Annotated in this window: 17 protein-coding genes and 1 rRNA gene; 16 read left to right on the plus strand and 2 right to left on the minus strand. The window is 37.5% G+C overall.

Translation table 11 applies throughout. The features are described from left to right. The first annotated feature begins 230 nt into the window (after nt 1-230). The 12 genes from GYV61_RS04280 (at nt 231) to GYV61_RS04335 (ending at nt 15,961) form a co-directional block, all read left to right on the plus strand. Complete coding sequence (locus GYV61_RS04280; protein WP_110445615.1) at nt 231-1,316, plus strand: ABC transporter ATP-binding protein; 1,086 nt, start codon at nt 231-233, stop codon at nt 1,314-1,316. Further along, the gene (locus tag GYV61_RS04285) at nt 1,316-2,182 is read left to right on the plus strand and encodes a carbohydrate ABC transporter permease (protein ID WP_046324309.1); all 867 of its coding nucleotides are present in this window, start codon (nt 1,316-1,318) and stop codon (nt 2,180-2,182) included. The genes GYV61_RS04280 and GYV61_RS04285 overlap by 1 nt, the downstream gene beginning before the upstream one ends. Then, nucleotides 2,183-3,007 carry a carbohydrate ABC transporter permease gene (locus tag GYV61_RS04290; protein ID WP_174794921.1) on the plus strand — a complete coding sequence of 275 codons (825 nt, stop codon included), beginning with the start codon at nt 2,183-2,185 and terminating at the stop codon, nt 3,005-3,007. Continuing rightward, complete coding sequence (locus GYV61_RS04295) at nt 2,991-4,286, plus strand: MBL fold metallo-hydrolase (RefSeq protein ID WP_174794922.1); 1,296 nt, start codon at nt 2,991-2,993, stop codon at nt 4,284-4,286. The genes GYV61_RS04290 and GYV61_RS04295 overlap by 17 nt, the downstream gene beginning before the upstream one ends. Before the next feature lie 50 nt (nt 4,287-4,336). Further along, the gene (locus GYV61_RS04300) at nt 4,337-5,647 is read left to right on the plus strand and encodes an extracellular solute-binding protein (protein WP_174794923.1); all 1,311 of its coding nucleotides are present in this window, start codon (nt 4,337-4,339) and stop codon (nt 5,645-5,647) included. Nucleotides 5,648-5,915: 268 nt separating this feature from the next. Then, the gene (locus GYV61_RS04305) at nt 5,916-7,220 is read left to right on the plus strand and encodes an extracellular solute-binding protein (protein ID WP_174794924.1); all 1,305 of its coding nucleotides are present in this window, start codon (nt 5,916-5,918) and stop codon (nt 7,218-7,220) included. A 136-nt stretch (nt 7,221-7,356) separates the two neighbouring features. Then, nucleotides 7,357-8,274, plus strand: a complete 918-nt coding sequence (locus tag GYV61_RS04310; RefSeq protein ID WP_174794925.1) for a magnesium transporter CorA family protein — start codon at nt 7,357-7,359, stop codon at nt 8,272-8,274. A gap of 14 nt (nt 8,275-8,288) precedes the next feature. Beyond that, nucleotides 8,289-9,212 carry a serine hydrolase gene (locus tag GYV61_RS04315; RefSeq protein WP_174794926.1) on the plus strand — a complete coding sequence of 308 codons (924 nt, stop codon included), beginning with the start codon at nt 8,289-8,291 and terminating at the stop codon, nt 9,210-9,212. A 161-nt stretch (nt 9,213-9,373) separates the two neighbouring features. Further along, entirely contained in the window at nt 9,374-9,961 is a 588-nt protein-coding gene (locus tag GYV61_RS04320) for a TetR/AcrR family transcriptional regulator (RefSeq protein WP_174794927.1), read from the plus strand. Beyond that, complete coding sequence (locus GYV61_RS04325; protein WP_174794928.1) at nt 9,954-12,986, plus strand: MMPL family transporter; 3,033 nt, start codon at nt 9,954-9,956, stop codon at nt 12,984-12,986. Before GYV61_RS04320 ends, GYV61_RS04325 begins: the two co-directional genes overlap by 8 nt. Before the next feature lie 306 nt (nt 12,987-13,292). Continuing rightward, entirely contained in the window at nt 13,293-14,852 is a 1,560-nt protein-coding gene (locus GYV61_RS04330; protein ID WP_174794929.1) for an ATP-binding cassette domain-containing protein, read from the plus strand. 98 nt (nt 14,853-14,950) lie between these two features. Continuing rightward, nucleotides 14,951-15,961 (plus strand): zinc ribbon domain-containing protein, encoded by a 1,011-nt coding sequence (locus GYV61_RS04335; protein WP_174794930.1) that lies wholly within the window; start codon nt 14,951-14,953, stop codon nt 15,959-15,961. Nucleotides 15,962-16,044: 83 nt separating this feature from the next. On the opposite strand, the gene GYV61_RS04340 is transcribed toward GYV61_RS04335, so the two are convergent. Further along, a complete protein-coding gene (locus tag GYV61_RS04340; protein ID WP_174794931.1) occupies nt 16,045-17,421 on the minus strand; it encodes an NAD-dependent succinate-semialdehyde dehydrogenase in 1,377 nt (458 codons plus the stop codon). 119 nt (nt 17,422-17,540) lie between these two features. Next, complete coding sequence (locus GYV61_RS04345) at nt 17,541-18,320, minus strand: alpha/beta hydrolase fold domain-containing protein (RefSeq protein WP_174794932.1); 780 nt, start codon at nt 18,318-18,320, stop codon at nt 17,541-17,543. Nucleotides 18,321-18,515: 195 nt separating this feature from the next. On the opposite strand from GYV61_RS04345, the gene GYV61_RS04350 reads away from it, so the two are divergent. From GYV61_RS04350 to GYV61_RS04365, 4 genes are all read left to right on the plus strand, one after another. After that, the gene (locus GYV61_RS04350; protein ID WP_110445626.1) at nt 18,516-19,121 is read left to right on the plus strand and encodes a TVP38/TMEM64 family protein; all 606 of its coding nucleotides are present in this window, start codon (nt 18,516-18,518) and stop codon (nt 19,119-19,121) included. Next, on the plus strand, nt 19,121-19,663 hold the full coding sequence (locus GYV61_RS04355; RefSeq protein WP_174794933.1) for a GNAT family N-acetyltransferase: 543 nt from the start codon (nt 19,121-19,123) through the stop codon (nt 19,661-19,663). Before GYV61_RS04350 ends, GYV61_RS04355 begins: the two co-directional genes overlap by 1 nt. Before the next feature lie 322 nt (nt 19,664-19,985). Then, nucleotides 19,986-21,293 carry a serine--tRNA ligase gene (serS, locus tag GYV61_RS04360; RefSeq protein ID WP_174794934.1) on the plus strand — a complete coding sequence of 436 codons (1,308 nt, stop codon included), beginning with the start codon at nt 19,986-19,988 and terminating at the stop codon, nt 21,291-21,293. Nucleotides 21,294-21,862: 569 nt separating this feature from the next. Beyond that, nucleotides 21,863-22,275 (plus strand): 16S ribosomal RNA (locus GYV61_RS04365); the annotation flags it as partial.

Here is a 22,275-nt window from a genome sequence, read left to right on the forward strand (position 1 = left end):
CTGCCGCTTATTCTGTTTGCAGCAAAGTAATTAAAAAAGAACAATAAAAGTTATTTGTTGATAATAATTAGTAATTTGTGCAATAATTACGAATATTTAGCTCTTATGCGATGGTATGATAAGAAAATTACGAATTTTAATCAAGCAAATTAGGTTGTGTTCTCAAGCTTTTTATCTTAAAATTAGGAGAGTAGAAAAAGAAGAAATAAAGATGATAGTGGTGCGAGTTAATGGATAACAATAAATTTGTTGAAGTGAAAAACCTGCGGAAAGTTTATGACAACGGTCATGAAGCGATTAAAAATGTTAGTTTTTCTGTTAAAAAGGGCGATTTGGTGTGTCTTTTAGGACCTTCTGGGTGTGGCAAAACAACCATTTTGAATATCTTGGCCGGTTTACTAAATCCCACAGAGGGAGATATTTTATTTAACGGTAAGTCGGTCGTCAAAGTAGCACCCAAGGACCGCCATATTGGCTACGTTTTTCAAAACTATGCATTATATCCACATATGACTGTTTTGCAAAACGTCATGTTTCCGCTAATTGTAGGAGCTAATAAGAAGCCAAAGGCGGAAGCCAAAAAGATTGCTACCAAATATATGGAGTTAACCCAAATTACTGAATTGGCTGATCAAAAACCTGGTAATTTATCTGGTGGACAGCAACAACGTGTAGCAATTGCACGTGCATTGGTGCAAGAACCACAAATTTTATTAATGGACGAGCCATTGAGCAATTTGGATGCCAGATTGCGCCTTAAAATTCGCGAAGAAATTCGTTCATTAGTTAAGTCTGTTGGTATTACTACCTTATTTGTTACCCATGATCAAGAAGAAGCATTATCAATCGGAGATAAAATCATTCTCTTTAATGACGGTGTTATTCAACAAGATGATTTAGGGCAAAACTTTTACCTGGAGCCTAATAATTATTTTGTAGCCAATTTTGTTGGCAATCCTGTAATTGATAACTTTAAAATAACTAAAACTGCAAATGAATTAAAGTCAAGCCAATTTACGATTAATCTTGCTGATCTGGAACAGTCCCGTTTTAAACGCGAAATTCCAGATGGTGAGTATATCTTGTCTGTGCGACCCGAAAATATTGTGCCCGACCCTGATGGTCTGTTTGAGACGAAGGTCGACGATATTGAATTAATTGGACGTGAACGTATTTTGAAATTTACATTTGATAATCAGCAAGTCCGTTCACTAATTAATCTGGAGACTCCAATTAAAAGGGGCGATCAAATTAAACTCAAAATGCGATTTAATAGGATATTTCTATTTACGCCTGAAGGAGAGCGAGTTTACTAATGAAGACTAATCAAAAGAAGGCTTGGCTTTTTTTAGCACCAACTATTATCTTTGTCACGTTATTTAGTATTTATCCCATTTTGCGCGCTTTTGGGATGAGCTTTCAGAGTGGTTCGCTAATTGACCTGCGCTGGAATGGCTTTAGCAACTATCAATATATTTTTAAAGACCCGGAGTTCTGGTTAGCGATTAAGAATACTGTACTGTATGCCATTATTTCTGTACCAGTTGGTCTAGCTATTTCGATCATGCTGGCGTGGATTATTTTTGACAAAGTAAAACATAAATCATTCTTTGAAACTACGTTTTTTATGCCTTATGTCACCTCGACAATTGCCATTGGGATAGTTTTTCGCTATATCTTTAACGGTGATTACGGTATGTTAAATTTCGTGCTCAGATGCCTGCATTTACCAGCTCCCGACTGGATTGATGATCCAGCAATGTCGTTAACGACCATCATTATCTTTGGTATTTGGTCATCTTTAGCATTTAACATCGTCATATTAATGGGAGCGTTGCGTAATATTGATCCCAATTTTTACACCATAGCGGATATGTTTGGTGCCAGTGGTCGTGACAAGTTTTGGCGGATTACCATGCCCGAACTTGTTCCTACAATAGCTTTTCTGTTGACAATGAATGTTATTGGAGCATTTAAGATTTATACTTCTGTCTATGCCCTCTTTAACGGTCAGGCCGGAGTAGGTAATTCGGGAACGACTGCAGTGTTCTATATTTACAATAAGTTCCAAATTGTCGGTACTCCCGGTGTTGCTATGGCGGCAACAGTCATCTTATTCCTGATAATTCTGTTTGCGACATTCCTGCAACGCAAGATGATGAAGAAGATAGGAGAATATTAAATGAAACGAATTCGCATTGGGGTTTTATTCAGTTACATTATTTTATTTATCTTTGCCATCATTACCGTTTTTCCTTTTATTTATATGATTTTGGGCGGCTTAATGAGTTTTCAGGAAACCACTTCGATTCCGCCAACTTTGATACCGCACCATTTTGAATGGTCCAACTACGCCAAAGTTTTTGCACGTGCCCCATTTGGGCGCTACTTTTTCAACACGGTTCTAACAGCCAGCGTGACCACGATTGTTAGTTTGTTTAACTCTTTGCTGGGAGCTTTTGCCATGGTCAATTTGCGTTTTAAAGGTAAAGGTTTAATTCAACTGGTGCTATTGTCTTTATTGATGGTACCAGGTGAAGCAATTATTTTTACCAACTACAACACAATTGCTCATATGGGTTTACTCAACACTTATGTAGGATTGGTTTTGCCGTTCTTGACTTCCATTTTCTACATGTATTACTTGCAGAGCTACTTTGGTTCAATTTCGGATACGATTTATAAAGCGGCCATGATTGACGGTGCCAGCGATTGGGACTACATTTGGAAAATTTTAGTCCCGATGTCAAAGGGCGGTTTGTTTACCGTCGGCTTGCTTAGCTTTATTTCTGGCTGGAATTCATTTCTCTGGCCATTGCTGGTTACCAATGAAGATACGATGCGCCTTCTAAATAATGGTTTGTCGGCCTTTGCTTCTGACGCCGGCAGTGAGACGCAATTGCAATTAGCTGCTGCAACTTTAACTGTTTTACCAATTTTAATTTTGTACTTAATCTTTAGAAAGCAGATCATCAAGGGGGTAGTGCGTAATGACCTTAAAGGCTAAAACCACCATCACTTTTTACAACGGCTTAAATACTATTGGCGGGCCAATGATTGAAGTAGCTTATAACAAGTCTCATGTTTTGTTTGACTTGGGTGAGGTCTACAGACCGGAATTGAATCTGCCTGATGAAAAATACCAGACTTTAGTTAATAATCAGTTGATTGGGGATGTACCTAACTTTTATGATCCAGAATTAACTGGTAAGGCGCTTGATCATGAACGGTGGGAACACGCTGCTGCTTACATATCGCACCTTCATCTGGATCACAGCAAGGCCATGAATTTTTTGGCACCCGAAATACCTTTATATGCGGGACCATTAACGGCTAAGATGCTGCCGGCTTTGAATGAAAAAGGGGACTTTCTACTCCCAGCTGCTAAGCATGAACCCAGCTATACTCGCCCAATTATTGCGGCTGAGTACCAAAAGCCAATAGCAGTAGGCGATATTACGATGACTGTTTGGCCTAGCGACCACGATGCCTATGGTGCCACTGGCCTTATAGTTAAGACACCCGATTTAGCAATTGCTTATACCGGTGACATTCGCTTGCACGGTTATCATCCTGATTGGGTCAAAGAATTTTTGACAGCTGCAAAGGACTGCGACGTTTTAATTACTGAGGCAACCGGCTTTTCTTGGCCGGAAGAAAAGCATGACGAAAATAGCGAAGAATTTACCGGCCCTAAAAATGAGGATGAGTTAACCGCAGAATTTGTTCAGTTACAAAAAGATAATCCTAACCGGCAAATCACTTTCAATACTTATCCGACCAATGTAGAGCGACTGTTGCGCATTATCTCTGCTTCACCGCGTAAAGTTGTTTTACATGCCGCAAGAGCTCACTTGCTCAAGGAAAGCATTAATCAGGATTTGCCGTATTACTACTTGCCAGGGGAGCAGAAATTCGCTGATCTGAAACCAGAATTGGCTGTTCAATACAAAGAACTGCTAAACGATGATCACGAATTCCTCTGGCAGGCAGTTGCTGATTTTGAACATTTGCAAAAAGGAGGCTTATATATTCATTCAAATGCTGAGCCGTTAGGAGATTTCGATCCAGCATATCAGCCATTTTTGCAAAAGTTGGAGAAGCAAAATATTGCAGTTCAAATGTTGCGTTGTTCTGGTCACGCTGACGAAAAAGAACTAAGACAAATTATTGATTTGGTTCAACCACCAACACTGATTCCTGTGCACACATTGCATCCGGAGCTGGTAGAGAACCCTTATGGTAACAGGATTTTACCAAAGCGCAATCAAACAGTTACGCTTTGATTAATCATAAAAATGTTGTTTAGTTTTTATATTTGGGAGGTTTTAACCAAATGAAGTTTAGTAAAAAGTTGGCCGCTGCGTTTGCTATTGGCTTAACTCTTGTTGGTACTGCAGCTTGTTCAAATGGCGGAAGCAATTCTAATTCTTCCTCATCTTCAAGTTCAGAAAAAATTGCTAAAGTCAAGAAGACAACCAATATTGTCTTTTGGCATGGTATGACAGGTGTGCAACAAGCTACATTAAAGAAGTTGACACAAGACTTTGAAAGCAAAAATCCTAAGATCAAGGTCAAATTGGAAAATCAAGGTGCTTATAACGACTTACAAGCTAAAATTAATTCAACTTTGCAGTCACCTAACAACTTGCCCACCATTACTCAGGCCTATCCTGACTGGCTCTTTAATGCTGCCAACAAAAACATGCTGGTTGATTTAAAGCCATACATTAATAGTAAAGAAGTTGGTTGGGGCAGTAGTGAAGCTTCTAATATCAAGAGTGCACTTCTTGATGGTGCTAAGATTAATGGTAAACAATATGGTATTCCTTTTAACAAGTCAATCGAAGTTTTGACCTATAATGCTGATTTGCTTAAGAAATATGGTATTAAAAAAGCCCCGGCTACTATGGATGAGCTGAAGAAAGATTCACAAATCATCTACAACAAGAGTAATCATAAAGTCGTTGGTGCTGGTTTTGACTCATTATCAAACTACTACACTTTAGGCATGAAGAATGAAGGCGTTGACTTCTCAAGTAAAATTGACTTTGCTGGCGACACTTCAAAGAAAGTTATTAATTTTTATGCAGATGGCATCAAAGAAGGCTACTTCAGAGTTGCTGGTTCAGAGCACTATTTATCCGGACCATTTGCTAACCAAAAGGTAGCAATGTACATTGGTACTTCTGCTGGTGAAGGCTTTGTTAAACAAGGAGTAGGCAATAAGTTTACTTATGATGTTGCTCCTCGTCCTGGTAAATACACCATGTCACAAGGTACTGACATTTACATGTTTAAGCATGCTTCAGCTGACCAAAAATCTGCTGCATTTACCTACATCAAGTTCCTAACTTCAAAAGCTAGTCAGCTTACATGGGCTAATGCAACCGGCTATGTTCCAGTTAATCAAGCTGCTGCTGATTCTGCCGAGTACAAGGACTCAAAGAAGCTTAAGCTGCCAGCTAAACTTGAAGATGCAATGGCTAACCTGTATAGCGTGCCAATTATCAAGAATGCCGGTGCAGCTTACGGTAGCTTAAATCCAATTATGCAAAACATTTTAGCTGCTGCACAAAAGAAGCAAAATGTTAATGATGCAATTAAAACAGGTAAAACAAAATTTGATGCTGCTTGGAAACAATAAAAACTAAATAGCAATTTTTATCATAGAGCTTGTCTTTTCACGGCAGGCTCTTTTTTTGTGGCAATAAAGGCCAAGAGAATAATTTTCTAATAAATGTTCGTAATGTAGTGAACTATATAATTAAATAAAGTAAAATATACAAATAAAGCCGAATTTTTTTGGTTAATTTATTGTAATTAATCTATATCTGCTATACAATAAGTGAGAATTAATGCTCACAGTATCACTAGTGAGCGCGTAAAAATATTCTGGAGGAAAAAATAATATTATGAATTTCGGTAAAAAGCTGGCGGCTCTGGCAGTCGCGGGCTTGGCTTTAGTTGGAACTGCTGCTTGTTCAAATAACAGCAATTCGTCGTCATCAAGTTCAAACAAAATTCCTAAAGTAACTAAGAAAACTACAGTTGTTTTTTGGCACGGGATGCAGGGTGCTCAGGAAAAAACTTTGAAAAGTTTAGCTCAGGACTTCGAGAATAAAAATCCTAAGATTAAAATTAAACTTGAGCAACAAGGTGATTATGATAATCTGCAATCAAAAATTACTTCAACTTTGCAATCACCTAAGAATTTGCCAACCATTACCCAGGCTTATCCGGGTTGGCTTGAAAGTGCAGCCAAGAATAAGATGTTGGTAGACCTCAAGCCATACATTAATAATAAAGATGTCGGTTGGGGCAGCGTTGCTGCATCAGGCATTAAACAGGATATGCTGAATGGTGCCCAAATCAAAGGCACCCAATATGGTATTCCGTTTAATAAGTCAATTGAAGTTTTAATTTATAACCCCAAGATGTTTAAGGAGTATGGTATCACCAAAGTACCTACAACTATGACTGAGGTTAAAAAGGCAGCGCAAACTATTTACCAAAAGAGTAATCACAAGGTAGTTGGTGCCGGCTTTGATGACTTAGACAACTACTACGTTTTAGGAATGAAAAATCAAGGCGAGAATTTCTCCAGCAAAATTGATTTTACCGGTACTAAATCAAGAAAGTTGCTTAACTACTTTATAAATGGAGAAAAAGCGGGCTACTTCAGAATGCCTGGTTCAGATAAATATCTTTATATCCCATTTACCAATCAAAAATTGGCTATGTTTGTGACCTCTTCTTCAACTGAGACTTGGATTAAACAGGCGGCTAAGAAGGGCTTCACTTATGAAGTTGCAGCTCGTCCAAGTAAGTACACGATGTCGCAAGGGACCGATATTTATATGTTTAGCCACGCCAGTGCTATGCAAAAGGCAGCTGCTTTTAAATTTATGAAATACTTGTCTTCTAAAGACGGTCAGATTAAATGGGCAAAGGAAACTGGTTATATTCCAGTTAATGAAACAGCTACTAAGTCTGACGAATATAAGGCAAACAAGGACTTTAAGCTGCCGGCAAAATTAGAGGATATTCTCAATTCCAATTCACTCTACAGCGTTCCTGTAATCAAGGATTCAAGTGCTACATATAGTCAATTGACTCCTATTATGCAATCAATTTTGTCAGCTGCGCAAAAGAACCGTAATGTAGAAAAGGCTATTACAACAGGTAAAAACAAATTTGATGCTGCGTGGAAACAATAGTTAAGTGATAAAATATTAAAAAAACGGGCCGAGGCCTGTTTTTTTATTTGTCGTTTTTCACTTGAATGGTAAGATAATAATGGCATAAGAGAGCTGGTAATAATATCAACTAAATATAGCGGCCAGGGGTGAGAAAGTGATTAGAGAGCAAAAGTTTCCGGTGGAGACCAATTACAAATGGTATGACATCAGTAATTTGAGTGAAGAGGACAGCAACAAGCTGCAAGTAGATTTTAATTTCACTCCTGATATGATTACATATATTTCAGACAGACATGAGCGGCCGCACTATGACTATGATACGCACACGCACATTAATTTGCTTGTTTACGATGTACCTATTTGGCCTACTAAAGCGATTAAGCATTTTACAGCGCATCCTGTAACTTTTTTAATATCAGGTCAGAACATCTTTACTTTTCATACGCAATCAACCAGCTATGTCTTTGATGAATTCAATGATACTGCAACAAGACGGGAATTATCTCTTGCACAAGATGTCACGGAATTATTAATGAAGTTTTTGTTGTATTTATCACAGTATTTTCAACGGGCGGTTACGCAGCTTGACACTGAACGCAACAGTTTGGACCAAAAGCTTTCCGGTGATATTAACAATAAAGATTTAGTAGAGTTGTCCAATATTGAAAAAAGTCTGGTGTATTTATCTAGTTCAATTCAGACTAATTTGATGATGTTGCATAGTTTAAAAATGTCTAAACTAGATTTTACTAAGCCTGGTCGTGAACGTCTTGATGATGTCTTGATTGAATCGAATCAGTCAGCAGAAATGGTGAAAATTTCGCAGCAGGTTACGCAAACCTTATCAGCAACTTCCAATAATATGATGAACAATAACCTGAATGATACTATGAAGTTCTTAACTGTTTGGTCTTTGGTTTTAACTGTTCCCACTATCTTAACTGGGTTTTACGGTATGAATGTCAGTCTTCCAGTTGGCCATAGTTCATCTGACTGGATTGCAATCACCCTGATCACAATTTTTTTGATGGTCTGGCTAATTGTATTAATGAAACGACATCATTTCTTTTAAATTGAGGCATTTATATGAAAAACAAAGTTTTGTTAGGCTCATTAATTTCGGCTTTAATTGCTTTTATGCTATATTCTGCCAACCTCAAAAGAGTGGAGAATAGCAGTTTAAAAATTGTTGGCGAAAAGCAAGAACAGGTTGTGAGAAATAAAAAAGGACAAAAGTCAGTTCATGAACCACAAGTTGCTAACGTTGAATATCCTAATCATATTAAAATTGCCTCTGGTAGTGAGAAAAAATGGGCAGAAAGCATTGCCCAAGTAATGGGAAAAGAACAGAGTTATCAGGTTTGTGTGCAGGATCTTACTAATAATAAATTTGCCCGCGTTTCTAATACTACTCAACATCACGGGGTAAATTCTATTAGCCGTTTATTTTTGCTGATTGCAATGACTTATCAAGAGCAACACGGCAAGTCCATTGCCAATAAAGCCATCAAAATAAAAAAAGCTGATCGCGTTAAAGGAGAAAAGCTTTTGCAAAAGGGAATTGCTTACAATGCATCTTATTTAAAGCAATTAATGATGCAAGGTGACCCAACGGCGGCTAATGCCCTTCTTCGTACTGTTAAATCTAAAAAGGTAAACGCAGTTATTAAAAAAACAGGTGCTAAGGATACAGTAATAAAAAACAAATTTTCTAAGTCACCTGCAGCTTTAACTACTGCCAATGATTTAAATAAAATCATGGTGAGTCTTTACCATGATCAAATTTTAAGCAGACAATACTCCAATCAGGTTTTGGGTACGTTAAGTACGGCTAAAAATAAGCCCAAGATTGTCCGTGATCATAAAGGTCTGATATATGCCATCGGTGACAGTAAAGCAAACGTAGCGCTGGTCCAATCTAATGGCAATGCATACTGCGTCAGTGTGTGGAGTAGTAATGACCATAATTTTGTTAAATTAGGTAAAGTAGTTAATAACTTTTTTAAATAACAATATTGTTGCGAGCTTTACCAAATCTTTAACTTTTAAGCCCCGCTAAATAAAGGCTTTGGGGCTTTTTTTATTAATTAAAATAATTTACAGTTTGTAGATTGTATTCTTCACATTGTAGTGCTATATTATTCACTATGCTGTCAAAAGGAGGGGTGAAAATGATTAAAAAAAGAAGCCTTGATTTAGATAAGGTAATTGCGAAGGCGACGGAGCTGATTGGACGAAAGGGACTTTCCGCGACCACTCTGCCGAACCTAGCTAAGGAGTTAGGCGTTCGTTCGCAGTCACTCTATCACTATGTTTCAGGCCGAAAGCAATTGTTGTCGCTTGTAGGTGCAAGCAGAATTAAAATTTTAGGTAAAAAATTAGTTGATAATTTGATTGGAATTTCAGGTGAAGAGGCTTTACTTAAATTTGCTGATATCGTCCGCGACTTTATTTTGGACGATCCCGCATTAATTAGTATTCTTTATCATTTGAACGAATACAAAAAAGACGATGCTATTACTCAAGAAATTTTAAAAATAATAGCTTTGGCTGACAAACTAAATTTAAGAAGTGACAGCACGGTTTCGCTCCATTCCTTAATTGGGGCAGTATTAGGATACGTTTTCTTAGATGTATCAGATTCTTTTACAGAAGAAACTAGTGAAGAGGCTGACCAGGGTTATCATGAACTAATTATTCAATTGGTTCAGCCTAAGAAATTATTGCAAAAAAATAGAAAGGAAAATCAGAGTGCATAAACTAGTAAAAAATCATATTTTCTCGTTAATTGCATGGATTTTAATTTTAATCATTTCTGTTGTGGCTTTGCCGGACGTTACAGGGTTAACCCGTGAGCACTCAAATATTTCCTTACCGTCAGATGTTCAAAGTGAAGTTGCAAAGTCAATTCAAAATGACTGGGGTCCTAAACAAAAAGACACCTACCAAATTGCTGTAGTCTTTAATAAGCAAAAAGGTAAATTGACTGCTGATGATAAAGATGCCATTAACGAAACAGTTAGCAGATTAAAAGATGATCAGGACCAATACGGTATCAAAATGGTATTAGGTCCAGACGATAATATTGCTACGAAGAAAAAGCTGCAATCAAAGGATAATACTACCTGGATAATGCAGTTAAACGTGGCCAAAAAGCACGGACCGATTAATGATGTTGAGTCGCAGTTAACTAAAGCAGTTAAAACAGCTGGCATTAGAACTTATGTCACTGGTGCAGATGTTTTACAGAATGCTTTTTCAAATGCAATTCAAGAGGGGATCAAGAAAACAGAGGTAATAACTGTTATCTTTATTTTCATCGTGTTAGTAATTGTCTTCAGGTCACCAATTGTGCCTTTGATCTCATTACTAACGGTTGGCGTTTCCTTTATCACATCATTTGCGATTGTTACCAACCTAGTTAAATACCAGAACTTCCCGTTTTCTAACTTCACGCAAGTCTTTATGATTATTGTGCTGTTCGGAATTGGTACAGACTATAACATTCTTTTGTATGATAAATTTAAAGAAGATCTGGGTAAAGGGATGAATCGCTACGAAGCGATGAACAGTGCCTTAAAGGTTGCTGGCAAAACAATTCTTTATTCCGGTTCTTCCATTTTAATTGGCTTCTCAGCTCTTAGCTTAGCCAACTTTTCCATTTACCAATCAGCCGTTGGTGTTGCAGTCGGTGTTGCTGTTTTATTAATAGTGCTTTTGACACTCAACCCGTTCTTCATGGCTGTTTTGGGAGAAAAAATGTTCTGGCCGGTGAAGAAATTTACTGGTGAACATGAAGATAAATTGTGGCATGGTATTTCAAAAGGTACACTTGCCCACCCAATTATTTATTTAATTGTGTTAGCTGTAGTCGTACTTCCTTTTGGTCTGATGTATACCGGTCACTTGAACTATGATGACACGGATGAGATTGATAACAGCGTGCCGGCTAAAGCAGGGATGCTCGTTGTTGAAGACCACTTTTCAAAGGGAATGGCCGAACCATCAACTCTTTATATTAAGAGTGACCACAAACTTGATAATGAAGCCGACTTACGTCTAATTGATCAATTAACTAGACAGCTCCAGGCATCAGACGATGTAGCTTTTGTGACTTCTGTTACCCAACCTTATGGTGAAAGCATTGATCAACTCTACGTTAAGAATCAATTAGATACTGTCAATCAAGGAGTTGATCAGGCACGTGCTGGTTTAGGCAAATTAAGCAGTGCAAGTAAGAAGCTTACTGCGGGTGCAAGTAAATTAGCTGATGGTACTAGTCAACTGCAAAGCGGAACTGGCAAGTTAGCTGACGGTGCAAGTCAATTGCAAAGCGGAACTGGCAGATTGCAAAATGGTGCCAGCCAATTACAAAATGGTACTGGTCAATTGCAAGGTGGTGCAAGTCGCTTGCAAAACGGTACACAGCAAATGACTAGTGGCTTAAACCAATTAAATTCTCAGCTCAAAGGTGGTAGTGCCGGTATTGCAAGTGCGCAGAAAAATACCAAAGCTGCTTTAGAAAAGAGCTATAAAGCCAACTTGGCTAAGAGTATTGGCAGTATTCCTGGCTTAACCCAACAGCAGAAGATGGCGGCAATGCAGGCCGCAGGAGCTGCTCTAGAAAAATCATGGGCAGAAGCTTCTGCTTCAATGCCAGATGTATCTGGTCAAATGGGTCAGCTGCAATCTGGTGTCGGCAGATTAGCTACTGCTTCTGGCCAATTAAACAGTGGGGCTGCTACTTTGAACGGTGGCATTGGTCAACTTAATTCCAGCGCAGGTCAGTTAACTTCAGGTATTGGCCAACTTAATTCCAGTACAGGTCAACTGAGCTCCGGTATTGGCCAGTTGAATTCCAGCGTTGGCCAACTGAACTCTGGTGCTGGCAAGTTGGCTTCAAGCACACCTAAGATTACAAATGGTGTGGATCAAGTAAATAACGGACTTGGTCAAGGAGCGGCTTATCTTACTGGTTTAGCAAGTTCTTCAGCTGCAGATACTTTCTATATCCCACAAGAATTTATTAAAAACGATACTTTCCAAACTTCGATTAAGAATTATTTGAGTCCTGACAAGAAGTCAACTATGTTGATGATTGTCTTCAAGTCAAATCCAAGTAGTCTTAAAGCAACTAAGAAGGCGCAAGATCTGAGCTTAATGGCTAAAAAGTCTTTTGCAGGTACTCGTCTTAAGAAAGCCACAGTAGCAATGGGTGGCGAGAGTTCTAACATCGCTGACATTAAGGATATTGCCAACAGAGACTTTATTAGAACTGCTGCCATAATGTTGATTGGAATTGGTATTGCCCTGATTTTTGTAACTCGTTCACTTTTGCAACCTGTTTACATCTTGGGTACGCTCTTAATTGCTTACTTCTGTTCATTATCAATTACAGAGTGGGTAGTTAAAGCTACTTTAGGCAAAACTATGCTAACCTGGAACACGCCATTCTTCGGCTTTATCATGTTAATTGCCTTGGGTGTTGATTACAGTATCTTCTTAATGACACGTTATCGTGAACTTGAAGGCGGCAGTCCGAGTCAAAGGATGCTTAAAGCGTGTGGAATAATTGGAACAGTTGTAGTTTCAGCTGCCATTATTTTAGGTGGTACGTTTGCCGCGCTAATTCCATCAGGAATTCCGACTCTGATTGAAGTTGCACTGGCAGTGATTATTGGACTGCTAATTTTAGTATTTATTATGCCAATCACTTTGTCAGCTGCAGTCAAGTTGACCTATGAAGGTGTTCATTGGCACAAAAATAAGCGTGCTAAAAACTAATTGAAATTAATTAAAGGGTTGAAATTCTAGTTTAGAGGATTTCAACCCTTTTTTGATGCACTTTTTAGCGGGTTTACAAAAGCTGATTAGTTATAGTATAATGTTTTTTAATAAAATTTTAAGTAGAAAGCAAGGAATACTGGAATGTCAAGACAAGTAAATAATCAATAAGCTCTAGTTGCAGTTTTAAAGCAATAACCACTTCTTTAACTCAACGTAGGGCAATTCACTTTAACAGGAGAAATAATTTAGCAACTTAATATTGCAACTTATTTATGAATTACGCGTACACATTGAGGTCTTATAGTGGAATTAATTAAAATAGATTATTTACAAATTGGCGTGGCAGCTTCTACACTGCTGACGGTCTCAAATTTGAGCATCAATTCTGGGCAAAAAATTGGTTTGATTGGTAACAATGGTGCTGGTAAAACCACATTAATGCGAATCCTTGCTCAAGAAAAATTAACAGATATGTTTACAATTAAAGGTGAAATTACTAGAAACTGTAATTTTGCTTATGTCCCGCAACTACTTGATGCCGGTGATAAGAGTGGCGGTCAAAGAGAAAAATTGGCTCTCAGAGAAGCAATTGCTAAGTTAAAAAATATGCCTAACGGCTTACTACTTTTGGATGAACCTACTTCTAATTTGGATATTGAAGAGCAACAATGGCTAATAAAGTTATTAAGTAAAAGCAGAATTGCCTGCCTAATTATCAGCCATGACCAGAACTTTTTAAATAGCGTCTGTGATTCAGTTTGGTATATTCAAAATAAAGAAATCAAAAATTTTTCAGGGACTTATGAGGAGTTTTGCTGTTTTCGCCGAGATGAGCAAAAACGAGCTGAAACCAGATATGAGCAAAAGAAAAAGCATATTGAACAGTTAAAGAAAAGTTATAATCAGCATGTCAATAAGGCTAGGACTTTTTCTCATAATAAAAAAGGACTTTCTTCATCTGATTGGCGCTCAAAGTCGCTGGGCAAGCAAAAAGCTGCAAACAATGTTATCAGAGCTAGTAAAAGTCTCGCTAACCGCATCAATAAGGAAAAAGGAGAACTAAAAAAGCCGCAAATTCATCATGCAATTACCTTGAAAAATGGCAATAGCGCAATAACTGACCTGTCTATTTCTTCTAAAAGCAAAGCATTACGGCTAGAGAAACAACCGGTTAATGCTTATGGGCAAAAGCTCTTTACCATTGAGCAACAAGTTAACCTCGATTATATGGCGAAAGTAGTTTTAACTGGACAAAATGGGGTTGGTAAATCTGTTTTTCTGGAAAAAATCAAGAACAAACAGTTGGCTGGTTTTTATAATCCTAAAATTAAAATAGGGTATTTTAACCAAAACATTATGACAAGCCAAACTGATGAAAGTTTATTTGATTCTCTTTTTGCTACCAGTATGTTTGATCATAGTTCAACTATGCAAGTTTTAGGCGATTTGCATTTACGTCAGTATGGCGAGCATAAAATAAGTGATCTTAGTGGCGGTCAGCTCGTCTGTTTCAACCTAGCTAAAATAATTACTGGTCAATATAATTTATTGCTGCTCGATGAACCGACTAATTTTTTAGATATTGCATCGATTAATGCACTGGCTGAATTTGTTATTGCCTATCCATTTGCTATGATACTGGTATCACATGATCAGGCGTTTATTAAACAACTCAAAGTTAAAAATTGGCAAATCAAAAACGGACGTTTAATAACTTCCGCAGCACAGAAAAAGAAGCCTGCAAGTAGCAATAATAATGAATTAGAATTGCTCAAATTTAAATTGGATCGCTTAATGCTTGATTCGCAGGCTTCAATTGCTCAGATAAAGCAAGTTAAAGAACAAATTCAAAAATTACAGTAAAAAAATATTGTATTAAAATAACGATAAAGACGTTTTCCTTATCGCTATTTTTGTTTTATGATTAACTTATTATAATTATTGATTAAAGGAAGTTTCTTATGACTACTTGTCCAAACTGTGGTCGTCCCATTACTGATGCGGATGTTACCTGTCCTAATTGTCACTTTGATTTACAAAAATATCGTGAAACTTTTTTCACAGACCAGCACGAAAAAGCTCATTTTGAAGATGAAAAAACCGCTAAAAAAATTGCCAGTCGTAAAGTCTACCGGCAAGAATTTTATCCAGAAAAACAAAATTCAGTTATTGAGCGCATGCTGCAATGGATTCATGTTAACAGCATGATTGTTTTTCTGTTGGGAATTGCACTATTAATTATCATGAGTTTTTCCCGTAGTTTTGGCTGGATTTGCTTTTTTGCATTACTCGTTTGGCTCTACTTTGTTTGTAGTCGTGCAGAAAAGATAGAGCGCTATACTGTGGATCTACGGCTAACAGAAAAAGTAAATCAACTCGGGTCTAATATGTTTAATAATGTGGCTGAGTCGAAAGAAAAAGTTAAAGCGAAAAGCAGATTGGCCCAGAAGGGTAGCAGACATATGGAGAGTATTCAGGTAAACAAGCATTTTACCTTTGTCCAGCTTTTAGTCGTTTTACTAGCAGTTATAAACTTAATAGTTTTATTTACCGGGTCTGGTGCATCTGTCTTAGATATGACTTACGGTCAAAAAATGTCAATTACACGAGTCACTTTCGGACTTGCTGGCAGACTTTTTTCTTCCAATGCCACATTACTTTCTGGAGTTGTGCTTTGTGTAATTTGGCTAGTCATGGTTCTGATTCCGCTATTTATTATTTATAATACTATGAGGGATACTAAAAAGAATAGGACAATTGCATTTGTCCTTTCTCTAATTGAAACTGTTTTTCTAATTTACCTTATTTATAGAATGTCTAACAGCACACTGTCAAACCGAGGAATTTTACATAGCATCACTAGTCAACTACTCTTATATGCGGTATCAATCGGTGCGTCAACATATTTCTTGATTTTAGCCAGCGTAATGACGACGGGGCTAACAGGATACAATCTTTTACGCCACCGTTAAAGATTGACAACAAAAAAGCTGATGAATTAACGTTTAATATAAACGCTACTCATCAGCTTTTTTAATTTATGCTCTTATACTGATTATTTTGTTGGCATAGAAATTACTAAATGCTGGTTGACAAAAGCCATCAAACCTAAGTCACTAAGTTCACGACCATAGCCTGATTTTTTGACACCACCGAATGGTAACTCACCAGAACTGATCCATGTGCCGTTGATTACTGTCATACCAGTTTCAATTTGTGCAGCTACATTTTGTGCACGTTTAATATCGGAACTGATAACGGAGGAACCTAAACCATAACTGGAATCGTTAGCTAAAGCAATAGCAGCATCTTCATCTTCTACTTCGTAAATGATAGCAACTGGACCAAAGAATTCTTGGTCAAATGCAGGATTGTCACGATCAACATTGGTTAGAATAGTTGGACGGAAGAAAGCACCATCTGAATCAATTTCAGGATATTGGTAGAACACTTTTGCTCCTGCTGCAATAGCACTATCTACTTGTTTAGTCAGTTTTTCCTTAGCAGCTTGTGAATTCATCGGTGGCAAGGTAGTAGCTGGATCAAGCGGATCTCCTGCTTTTAAGCTAGAAAAGACCTTCTTTAATTCTTGCAATGTTTCTTCATAACGCGACTTAACGACAATAATCCGTTTGGAAGAAGTACATACCTGTCCGTCGTTATAGGTTCTGGCTGAACTAAGAGCCTGCTTCAAAACTGCAGGATCAGCATCGTCAAGAATGATGAAGGCATCGTTACCTCCAAGTTCCATAGTCGATTTCTTTAGATTTTTGCCAGCATTTTCTGCAACAGAAGAGCCACCACGTTCTGAACCGGTTAGAGCTACTCCTTGAATTCTTGGATCAGCAATCATTTGGTCAAGTTGATCATAACTTGGATACATATTAATCAGACTGCCTTCGGGTGCTCCAGCCTGTTTAATGATTTTAGCAATCAAAGCTGCAGAGCCAGGAACATTATGGGCATGTTTCAGAATGATAGGATTACCAACAATAAAGTTAGGTGCAAATACTCTGATAACTTGATAAAGTGGGAAATTCCAAGGCTCACATGCCATTACAACGCCAGTAGCTTGCTTTAGGTAATATGCATCACCTAATTGAGAATCAATTGGTTCAGGTTTTAGCAATTCGGGACCCTTATCAGCAAAGTAATCACAAATAGAGGCGCAAAGATCAACTTCACCTTCAGATTCGCCAATCATTTTACCCATTTCACGGGTCATGATTTCAGCCATTTCTTTTTTATGTTCACGCAAGCCATCTGCAACTTTGTGCAATGTTGCTGTTCGAGTTTCAGGCCCTTCATGACGCCATTTTTGGTAAAGTGCGTTAGTTAAATTCAGTGCATCTTCTATTTGTTCAGCTGTCGGGTTGTCGTAGCTGGCAAAATTTTCATTAGTGTAAGGATTAATAGATTGATATTTAGCCATAATGTTATCTCCTTAAAAATATTTGTAAGATAAGCTTATCAAAAATATAAAACGTTTTCATCAATTATTATATCACATACAGAATATTTTACTAATAATTAGTAAGTAAATAATAAAATTTATTTTATTGCTTGCAGAAGATAATTTAACGAACATTCTAAATATTGATTAGCGTAAGACATTGCATGCTTGGTGCCGGATATTATTTTTAAGTCAACTGCGTGATTATTTTGCGCTAAATAGTTAATAAAATCGAGTAAGTATGAAGTAGGTGATAGCTCATCTGCAGAATTAATCATTAATAACTGGTGTAAATTAGTGTAATCATAAGATTTAGCATCCATCTTTTTTAATATTGCTTCATCTTTTGAGCCTGCATAAGCCAAAGTAAAATATTTATAAAAAGCATTATTGATATCATGTAAATCAGATAAGCCCAGTTCTTTACGTCCATCAACTGCTGGTGTAACGTCTTGATGATTTTTCATCCAAGCTGAATAGCTGACAGGAGCAGACCAAGTAACAGTAGGGAAGCCATATTTACCTGCAATTTTAAGTGCCATTGTGCCGCCACTGCTAGCACCAATTTGGGTAATGCTGAGCTTTTTATGATTCACAAAGTCAGTTTTTAACAACCATTCAACAAAGTTAATGCTGTCTTGGTGCGCGGCCGGAAAAAGATGTTGTGGTGCAAGGGAATAATTAGGTGCAAAAACTGTAAAGCCTTGGTCAGCAATTTTACCGCATAAGTCTTTGAAGCTGCTTTTGTCTCCCCGAAACCAGCCTCCTCCATGCCAAAACAACAATATATCATTCGAATTACTGTTATCTGGTTGGTAAATATCTGTTTGCAATTTTCTCTGTTTATCATAAGTAACGTCAGTGATAATTTGGGTCATTAAGTTTTCCTCCAAAAATTATATTGTTAGTATCTATTATACTTTAACTGAAAGCTGTACTTGCTTTAAAACTAGCTTCCTTTTATTTTTATAAGCGAAATATTTAAATTATTTAAATATTAGTATTTAATGAATTAAAAACTAATCACGCTGCATATTTTTTGGTAAAATGAGGCTTAACATTGGAGGTAAGTTATGCATCTGTCTGCTAAAGCTAGTCGAAGATTAATAAATATTCTGACCGTTGTTAGTGGGATTATTATTATTCTTTTGTGTATTTATTGGTACAAAATAGGAATATTTACTAGTCAAGCTAAAATGAAAGCATATTTGGCTAATAAGAGAATAATCGGACCAATTATTTTTGTTTTAATCCAAATAATTCAAGTTGTTATTCCTATTATTCCTGGCGGGGTCTCACTTCTGGGCGGGGTTATTTTCTTTGGACCGGTAGCCGGATTTATTTATAACTATGTGGGAATTTGTGTTGGCTCGATTATTAACTTCTTTTTAGCGCGTTTTTATGGCAGACCGTTTATTCTCCATATCGTTTCTGAAAAAACTCTTGATAAATATATGAAGTGGACCAAAAATCAGCGTAAATTTAACTGGTTTTTTGCGATCTGTATTGTCGCACCAATGGCACCAGATGATGTCCTCTGCCTTTTAGCTGGTTTAACCGACATGAAGTTCTGGACTTATTTTTGGATAATTATATTGGGTAAGCCTTGGACTATCCTTGCTTATAGCTTCGCACTTGATTTCGGCATGGACTGGTTGCTCAAACTGGTTGGTCACTAATGGTCGGTCGCATTTATTTACGGCCATTTAATCTAGCCGATGCACCAACTATACTTAAATGGGGCCAAGATGAATATTATCAGCGTTTAGCCGGCTTTGGTCATTATCAAAATTTAGCAGAAGCTGAAGTTGCCGTGGGTCAGTATGCTGCCAGAAAATATAGTTATGGCATTTGTTTGAGAAATTCGCAGCAGTTAATTGGCTTAGTTGAACTATATAATAGGGGGACTAACGAAGAAGAACTGCTGCATACTAAAGAAGTTGGTTTCCTGCTTGATAAAGACTTTTCCGGTCACGGGTATATGACGGAATCTTTAAAAATACTTTTTGATTATGCATTCAAAAAGCTTAATCAGTCGGAAATCTGGGCTGGAACTTATCAAAATAATATTCGTTCACAAAATTTACTTGCTCGGTTAGGGTTTAAGCTGATTTATTCGGTCGATATGAGTAAAGTAAGTAACCTTTTTAAATATCAAGAGGATTTTTTCTTGTTAAGAAAATCAGATTGGTTTGATCTTGAGCAAAAATTTAAATTGTAAAAGCAACATGTTTTACTAAAATAATTCTAAAAAACATTAAAACTTATTTGCTAAAAAATGCATAATAGCTTAAAATAATATCCAAACACGGAATCCTAAGACTGATTAAGAGAGTTCGCATAGTGGTGCAAGCGAATAGAGGTCGTTTCCAGATTCCATTTATGTGGGTAATTAATAGTTACACGGCACGCGGCATCGTTATCGCCGACTTAATGAAGTGCAGCTTAATTAAGCTGAAACTGGGTGGTACCGCGAAGCCATGTATAAGCCAATTCGTCCCAATTTGATGGGATGAATTGGCTTTTTTTGTGGAGGTAAAAAGATGCTGGATATTAAGGTGATTCGCGAGAATCTTGATTGGGCTAAGGATAAACTTGGCAGACGTGGCGTTAAGCCGGAAGAATTGGATGAATTAGTCAAAATTGACGCTGACCGGCGTGAAGAATTAAACCGCAGCGAGCAGTTAAAAGCGGAACGTAATACTGTTTCAAAAGAAATTGCTGAAATAAAAAGGAATAAAGAAGATGCTTCTGCTGCAGTGCAAAAAATGCGTGAAGTTGGACAGGAAATTAAGGAACTTGATGACAAGGTTGCTGAATTAACTGAAAAGCAAAACTATATTTTGTTGAGACTGCCTAACTTCCCTGATGATTCTGACCCAATCGGACCGGATGAAAGTTATAATGAAGAAGTGCGTAAATGGCATGAACCAACTAAATTAGACTTTAAGCCTAAAGCGCACTGGGACATTGGTACAGATTTGGATATCTTGGATTGGGACAGAGGAGCTAAAGTCTCGGGTGCCCGTTTTGTTTATTATAAGGGTGCCGGTGCTTTACTCGAACGAGCTGTTTTTAACTTCTTCCTTGATGAAAACACTAAGGAAGGATATACAGAGATAATTCCGCCATATTTAGTTAATGATGAATCAATGCAGGGCACAGGGCAATTCCCTAAGTTCCGCGAGGATGTCTATACGATTGTTGATAATGATAATCCGGACAAACCACGGGATCTAACATTGATTCCAACTGCTGAAGTACCTCTTGTTAACTACTTCCGTGATGAAATTATTCATGGTGACAAGTTGCCGATCAATGTTACTGCTTTATCACCAGCATTTAGAAGCGAAGCTGGTTCAGCTGGGCGTGATACTCGTGGTTTAATTAGAATGCATGAGTTTAGAAAAGTCGAAATGGTAAAAATTTGTAAGCAGGAAGATTCATGGGATGAATTAGAAAAGCTGACTCATAACGCTGAACATTTACTGCAAAAACTAGATTTACCATATCATGTAGTTGCTTTATCTACTGGGGATGCCAGTTTTACTAGTGCCAAAACTTATGATTTGGAAGTCTGGATGCCAGCACAAGATAAATATCGTGAAATTTCCAGTTGTTCAAATTGTACTGATTTCCAAGCCCGTCGTGCACAAATTCGTTACCGCGATGAAGATGGCAAATTGCATTTAGCACATACTCTTAATGGCTCAGGTTTGGCTGTTGGTAGAACTGTTGCCGCAATTTTAGAAAACTATCAAAATGAAGACGGCACAGTTACTGTACCAGAAGTTTTGGTTCCTTATATGAACGGAATGACAAAAATTACTAAAGAAGAAACTCTAATTTAGAGAAACAATTATTTTTTGCGTGAGTTTAATAAACTTGCGCTTTTTTTGTAAAAAATTTTTGCTGCAATACTTGAAAAAATGATCAAATTACGAATAATTAGTAAATTGGTCTAGTCATAAAAACGAAAAATTGCAGTATCAGATATTAGACAAAACTAATTTGATTACTAATTTACTTAAATAACGAACAAAATGATTAAGTTGACGAATTAAGATAAAAAGAGTAAGGTATTACTTGTGTTTGAGCGAGTTACGACAAGTAACGAGTTCAAAACAAAATCAAGCAAAAGCAGTTGACAAAAGTCAGATGTTTTAGTAAGATAATAAACGCTGTCCGGTAAGATGGCAAAAATAAGTCAGAAAAAAGTGCTTGACAAAAGCAGATGAATCTGGCAAAATAAAAAAGCTGCTTTAGAGCAGCAGGTAGTACCTTGAAAACTGAACAATGTTTTCGCAAAAATGTGCGGGTTATCAAGAACCCAAAACAAAAGAGCGAAGTCAATTTCGCAAGCAAATAAATCCGAGATGCGAATCTTGGAACGAATGAGCAAACATTCAAACAAACATTTAAAAATGAGAGTTTGATCCTGGCTCAGGACGAACGCTGGCGGCGTGCCTAATACATGCAAGTCGAGCGAGCAATTTTAACGGAATACTTCGGTAGGAAGTTAAGAGCGCGAGCGGCGGATGGGTGAGTAACACGTGGGCAACCTGCCCTTTAGCTTGGGATACCACTTGGAAACAGGTGCTAATACCAAATAAGAAGCGAGAGCGCATGCTCAAGCAGTAAAAGGCGGCTTTCGAGCTGTCACTAAAGGATGGGCCCGCGGTGCATTAGCTAGTTGGTAAGGTAACGGCCTACCAAGGCGATGATGCATAGCCGAGTTGAGAGACTGACCGGCCACATTGGGACTGAGACACGGCCCAAACTCCTACGGGAGGCAGCAGTAGGGAATCTTCCACAATGGACGCAAGTCTGATG

It is taken from the genome of Lactobacillus melliventris, from assembly GCF_013346935.1.
In the GTDB taxonomy this organism is placed as follows: Bacteria; Bacillota; Bacilli; order Lactobacillales; family Lactobacillaceae; genus Lactobacillus.